The sequence below is a fragment of the Alkalibacterium sp. genome (assembly GCF_046484155.1).
In the GTDB taxonomy this organism is placed as follows: domain Bacteria; phylum Bacillota; class Bacilli; order Lactobacillales; family Carnobacteriaceae_A; genus Alkalibacterium.
Window position 1 is genome coordinate 1 of record NZ_JAWOBT010000072.1, and the last position, 5,855, is coordinate 5,855.

The window sequence follows — 5,855 nt, forward strand, 5'->3', positions numbered from 1 at the left end:
GTTTTTAATCGGGATTAACAGTGGCTTACGCATGTCCGATATCGTTAAATTAAAGAAACAGGACATTTTAACGTCAAAAAACCCCCGAATTGTGGAACAAAAGACGGGGAAAACACGCATACTCTATTTAGGGAGCCTTCAGGATCTGATTCAGGACTACACCAAAGACCTGGACCCGGACGATTATCTCTTCCCTAGCAGCAAAGGCGGCCATTTAAAAGTGAATACGGTCTACCAGATGTTTCAAAAGGTCGCTACTCTACTAGGCAGAGACGATATCGCCACGCACACGGTTCGGAAGACGTTCGGCTATCACTATTACAAGAAAACGAAAGACGTGGCCACACTGATGGAAATATTCGGTCACAGCAGTGAGAAAATCACCAAGCGCTATATTGGGATCAATGAAGATGAAATTAGTGAAACATTGTTGAATTTTAGATTGGGATTCTAGACACCTAAAGAATAATATTTTTATCAAATATTATTCAAATTAATTTTCAAGTATAAATAGCCCGCACAATAGGGATCCCTTACCGAGGCTATCACTTACTAAACTATTTGCTCATCTCGGTAATTAAGATGAGCAAATAAAATTTTTATTATGAACATTTTCTGTTTAATTAGCTAAAGGTAAAAAGACATTGATATTTCCTACTACTGATGTTGATCAGAAGATATTTTATATGCCTATAACAACGATTTCTACTATATTAAAGTTTAGGGTCTACTATCATTATTTCCATTATTATCTCGTCTTCCTTGTATGCTAAGAATTGTACCACCGATAAATAGCAAAACGCCTAAAGAATCTCCGGGTGAACCAGAAAATATCAGCACAATCCCTATAAACATGATTAATAAACCGTAAGTAATTGATTTCATATTAACACCCTCTTTCAAAAAAAATTAACTTATCCTACTATACTACATACTGATCATACTTAGGCAACTATTAAATTTTTATTGTACTATTAGAAATTACTAGTTATAAAATTACTGTTACCTTGAACATTAATGTAGGCATAAAGAGTTGTACTACCTGTAGGGGTCGCATTCCACGGACCTCTAAAACCAGCTTTTGCTGGTGTACCACCAGAATCTGTTTCTTTGATAATTCTTGAGTATTCCATTGACCAAGATACATTCCATGTATCTACACGAGTATTATAGTATCTCGTGATACTATTTGGTGCTCCGTTTACTCTCTGAAGGTCAAATTGGAATGATCCTCTAACGATAGCAAGAAAGTTTGATACGTTTACCCTAATACCTCTACCTATAGAATAACCTGATCCAGATGATTATCTCTTCCCCAGCAGCAAAGGGGGTCATTTAGAAGTGAATACCGTCTACCAGATGTTTCAAAAGGTCGCCAAGCTCTTAGGAAGAGACGATATCGGCACGCACACGCTGCGGAAGACGTTTGGTTACCATTATTATAAGAAAACGAAAGACGTGGCCACACTCATGGAAATATTCGGTCACAGCAGTGAGAAAATCACGAAGCGTTATATTGGGATCAATGAAGACGAGATTAGTGAGACCTTGTTGAATTTTAGGTTAGGTTTTTGAAATTTCAAAAAAGTAAAATAAAAAAACGCAGTCAGCTATTGACCGCGTTTCATATTGAATGAGTATTAAAATAATATTGAGAATGAACATTATAAGAAGAAAATTGAAGTTAGTCCGTTTGGTCCTCTTCATTTAGCAAATAGACATGTGTACTTAATTCTAAATCATTTTTATTGTCACGGAAAAGTCTGGGCCCCAAGATTTCCAGCTCATAGACTAGGTCATCCGCTTCTATACGAAGTGTCTCATCTGTATGTACTATATCGTATTCTTTATATAGCTGGTTTGGTTCAAAAGGAAACGGATAATCACCTGGAATATTATGAGCATTGATTATTTGCATTCCATCAGATTGAAACGTTAATAAAGGAGAATCCCCTAGATCAAAGCTGAACGCACCTTGCTCTTCAATAATGCTCTCTACTTCTGCACTTTCTTCTGATGCACAGCCAGTCAGAATTGAGAGACTGAGAAATGTAAGGCCAATAAATTTTTTAGTTATTTGATTCATTTGTTTATATACTCCCTTTTACTTAAAATCAAACGATTTTAGTTATTTTCATCCTCTTCATCAATAAATGTTTTCGTAGGGATCGGTCTATCGTCTCCCTCCAAGTAAAGGTAACTTTCATATCAGACGTACATACCATCAGTAATTTGAGTTCTACTTAGATAACCCGAATAACTCCTGTTGTATAGTCTTGTTCTAAAGAACATCGTTTCAGGAGTATTTGATGCATCGGGTAAAAAGTAATTACCTTCCCAACCTTACTGTAAATAAGTATTGTTTTTACCTAATCTCTTCTTATATTTATAATGTAGCATACACTTTAGGCATTAACATTAATGATATTAATACTATCAATGATATTGTTGTAAATTTCTTGGGTGTTGCTATAAACACTCTTTTTAATATATACTTATTGTATCATTAAAAAGATTTGATTTACAAAAAAGATTTGTTTTTAACTTACATTTGAAAATTTTAAAAATATATCAAATTCCTGTTTCTTCTTTTGATACAGTCTCTTTTTATCTTTAAGGTAATAAGCCTTTAAAAATTAGATTCTTACTCTAACAAGCTAAGGAACAGCAAAAAACCGTATATCTAGAATACCTTTAATCAGGGGTTCTTTTTCTTTAGGAGTCGATAACACCTAATTGTGTAGGATAACTAACGTAATCATGTATTTTTTTGTGGAAGGAGAGCCGCTTAAAATAAACGTACAACGTCCAACCCTTACGAAATCCTCAGGAAATAAACGACTTTTTATTCTGTTTACGACGCAATCAGAACGCTGATCGGGATGTTTTTTTGTTTTTGATCGGGATTAACAGCGGATTACGCATGTCAGATATCGTCAAACTATAGAAAAAGAACATTTTAACCGCAAAAAACCTCTGGATCGTGGAACAAAAGACGGGGAAAACACGCATATTATATTTAGGGAGCCTGCAGGATCTGATTCAGGAGGATACTAAAAAACTGGAACCAGAGGATTATTTGTTTCTCAGCAACAAAGGTGTGCATTTGGAAGTCAATACGGTCTACCAGATTTTTCAAAAGGTTGCTACTCTACTAGGAAGAGACGATATCGGCACGCACTCGCTGCGGAAGACGTTTGGGTTACCATTACTATAAGAAAACCAAAGATGTGGCCACTCTCATGGAAATATTTGGTCACAGCAGCGAGAAAATAACCAAGCGCTATATTGGCATCAATGAAGACTAGATCAGCGAAACATTGTTGAATTTCCGATTAGGTTTTTAAAAGTAGATTACATTTACTTTGACTACTTCTTAAAAAAAAACGGAAAAATCAATTTTAAACCCTCTGGTCATAATTGATTGTTATGCAATTACAGTTTGGAAATGAAAAAATAGAAAGGGGGTGAACCCAATTTGATTGATGTGATTCTATCCAACCAAACATACATGCAACTCGCTTTCGTCACTTGTTTGATCCTGGCCTTACTTACGTTACCCCTACGGGACATCGTCACTGTCGGTTTTTTCGATATCAGTGACCTGTTCGTCAGTTTCATGATTGCCGTCTTCATTGGTTATATGATCAACGAACTAATGCCTGGCAACACCGCTATCTCAATCGGACTATTCATATTTATTGTCGTAACGGTTGTGACCGGCGTTGTCCTACTTAATATCTTCGTCATTATCCCTTTCCGAAGCCGTTCAGAAAATTCAAGCGCCACATCGATCCGACAACTCGAAGGCAAAGAAGGTACGGTGTCGGTTTCGATTACAGCCGACGGTGTGGGAGAAGTGCTTGTGTATACCGGTTTTACAAAAATCAATAAAATGGCTAAGATTTATGAAAATGGTAATGAACCCATTGCATTTATCGAGCAAGGCACGAACATCTTAGTCATGGACGTTAAAGATTCTATTTTGTACGTCATACCGTATACCAATGCAATCCAAGCAACAAACAAGCAAAAACCAACATGGAACACCAAACACAAAAAATAGAAAATGAAAGCAGGAACTCATTCATGGATACAGCTCTTTTTGGAATCATCGGCATCGTTACCATCTCACTCATCATTATCATTTTACTGGTCAGTCGTTACCGCATTGCCTCACCGGATATCGCACTCATCATCAGTGGAACGGCACTCGGGAACAAAAACGTCTACACAGACCCACATACAAACAACAAAATGAAAATTGTCAGCGGGGGTGGCTCATTCGTCCTACCAGTCATTCAATCGGCTAAAAAACTATCCCTGTTGTCATCTAAATTGAAAGTCAGTACACCTGATGTGTACACCAAAGAAGGCGTACCGGTTACCGCAGACGGAACGGTTATCATCAAGGTCGGCTCAACCACCGAAGATATCGCTACCGCCGCCGAACAGTACCTCGGCAAAGCCACCGAAGACTTAGAAAATGAAGCCCGTGAAGTCTTAGAGGGTCATTTGCGTTCGATTTTAGGCTCATTGACCGTTGAAGAGATCTATCAAAACAGAGATCGATTCAGTCAAGATGTACAGAAAGTCGCTTCAGTCGATCTAGCTAAAATGGGCTTGACGATCGTCTCCTTCACCCTGAAAGAAGTAACCGATAAAAACGGCTATTTGGACTCGCTCGGGCAAGGACGTATCGCCGAAGTCAGACGTGACGCCGACATTCAGTCAGCCAGAGCCGACAAAGAAACACGTATTGAACGTGCCTTAGCTGAACAACAATCGAAAAAGGCTGAATTACAACGTCAAACAGAAACAGCCGAATCCGAAAAAGAAAAGAGCTTACGTGTTGCAGAATACAAACGACAAGAAAATGTCGCCACAGCACAAGCTGAAAGTGCCTATGAGTTAGAGAAAGCCAAACTCAAAAAGCAAGTCATCATCGAACAAGGGAACTCTCAAATCATCGAGCGGGAAAAACAAATTGAATTACAAGAGAAAGAAACCATCAGGAAAGAACGTGAATACGACGCCTCTGTTCGTAAGAAAGCTGACGCCGAGCGTTATGCCATCGAACAAGAATCCGAAGCGAATAAATCAAAAGCCATCGCTGAATCTGAAGCGCGTGCGAAAGAAATTGAACTGAACGGTAAGGCGAAAGCTGAAAGTATCCGTGAAATCGGTAAAGCTGAAGCTGAAAGCAAAACTGCTCTGGCTAAAGCCTTAAAAGAATACGGACAAGAAGCCATCGCTACCTTGATGATCGAAGCATATCCTGAAATGATCCGGGCCGTGTCTGAACCACTGGGTAATATCGACAAAATAACCATCGTCGACAGTGGCAACGGCCAAGGTGCATCAGCTCTAACCAATACCGCCTTGAACACACTGGCCTCATCACAAGAAGCCTTCAAAGACGCTGTCGGTTTAGACCTCACCGGTTTGATCGAATCATATGCCGGCACAAAAAACGTCGGTGGACAAGTACGAGAATTAAATAGCACACTAAAAGATTTAAGGGAAAAAGAGTCTGTTCCATCAGAAACAATGAGCCAGTAACAGAGGAGACAAACAGAATAACACCCGTCACGTGGTGGCGGGTGTTCAAAGGGAATTGATGCAATCGGTAAGACATCTGAGAGGCTTATTATCCTATTGGGTAAAACCAAACGGTAACCTCCCTGCTCAGTCATACAGGTTCGAGTCCTGTATTCCCTATTTTAAATAAGAGGCCAACCAACATGACAACTGAAGAATTCGATTTATCTTTAGCTAAAGGTTTCATTGTCAAAGAACCTATCCCATCTATATCTTAATACCCTGCCGAGGAATATGACCCCGAAACCGGTGAG

5 protein-coding genes, 1 tRNA gene and 2 pseudogenes are annotated in these 5,855 nt (G+C 38.8%); 6 read left to right on the forward strand and 2 right to left on the reverse strand.

Features of this window, described 5'->3' with window-relative positions:
- A partial coding sequence (locus R6U02_RS05455; RefSeq protein ID WP_410262625.1) for a tyrosine-type recombinase/integrase occupies positions 1-454 on the forward strand: 454 nt, incomplete at its 5' end.
- A 266-nt stretch (positions 455-720) separates the two neighbouring features.
- Here the strand turns inward: R6U02_RS05455 and R6U02_RS05460 are convergent.
- Positions 721-885, reverse strand: a complete 165-nt coding sequence (locus R6U02_RS05460) for a hypothetical protein (protein WP_410262626.1) — start codon at positions 883-885, stop codon at positions 721-723.
- 408 nt (positions 886-1,293) lie between these two features.
- On the opposite strand from R6U02_RS05460, the pseudogene R6U02_RS05465 reads away from it, so the two are divergent.
- Positions 1,294-1,575, forward strand: a pseudogene (locus R6U02_RS05465) (tyrosine-type recombinase/integrase); the annotation flags it as partial.
- Between the two features lie 109 nt (positions 1,576-1,684).
- Here R6U02_RS05465 and R6U02_RS05470 read toward each other — a convergent pair.
- The gene (locus R6U02_RS05470) at positions 1,685-2,086 is read right to left on the reverse strand and encodes a hypothetical protein (RefSeq protein ID WP_410262627.1); all 402 of its coding nucleotides are present in this window, start codon (positions 2,084-2,086) and stop codon (positions 1,685-1,687) included.
- Between the two features lie 747 nt (positions 2,087-2,833).
- Between R6U02_RS05470 and R6U02_RS05475 the strand changes: the two are divergent.
- The 4 genes and pseudogenes from R6U02_RS05475 (at position 2,834) to R6U02_RS05490 (ending at position 5,721) form a co-directional block, all read left to right on the forward strand.
- Positions 2,834-3,308 (forward strand): annotated as a pseudogene (locus R6U02_RS05475) (tyrosine-type recombinase/integrase).
- Between the two features lie 179 nt (positions 3,309-3,487).
- A complete protein-coding gene (locus tag R6U02_RS05480; RefSeq protein WP_410262628.1) occupies positions 3,488-4,066 on the forward strand; it encodes a hypothetical protein in 579 nt (192 codons plus the stop codon).
- Between the two features lie 23 nt (positions 4,067-4,089).
- The gene (locus R6U02_RS05485; protein ID WP_410262629.1) at positions 4,090-5,562 is read left to right on the forward strand and encodes a flotillin family protein; all 1,473 of its coding nucleotides are present in this window, start codon (positions 4,090-4,092) and stop codon (positions 5,560-5,562) included.
- Between the two features lie 49 nt (positions 5,563-5,611).
- Positions 5,612-5,721 (forward strand) — tRNA-OTHER (locus tag R6U02_RS05490).
- Positions 5,722-5,855 lie beyond the last annotated feature (134 nt).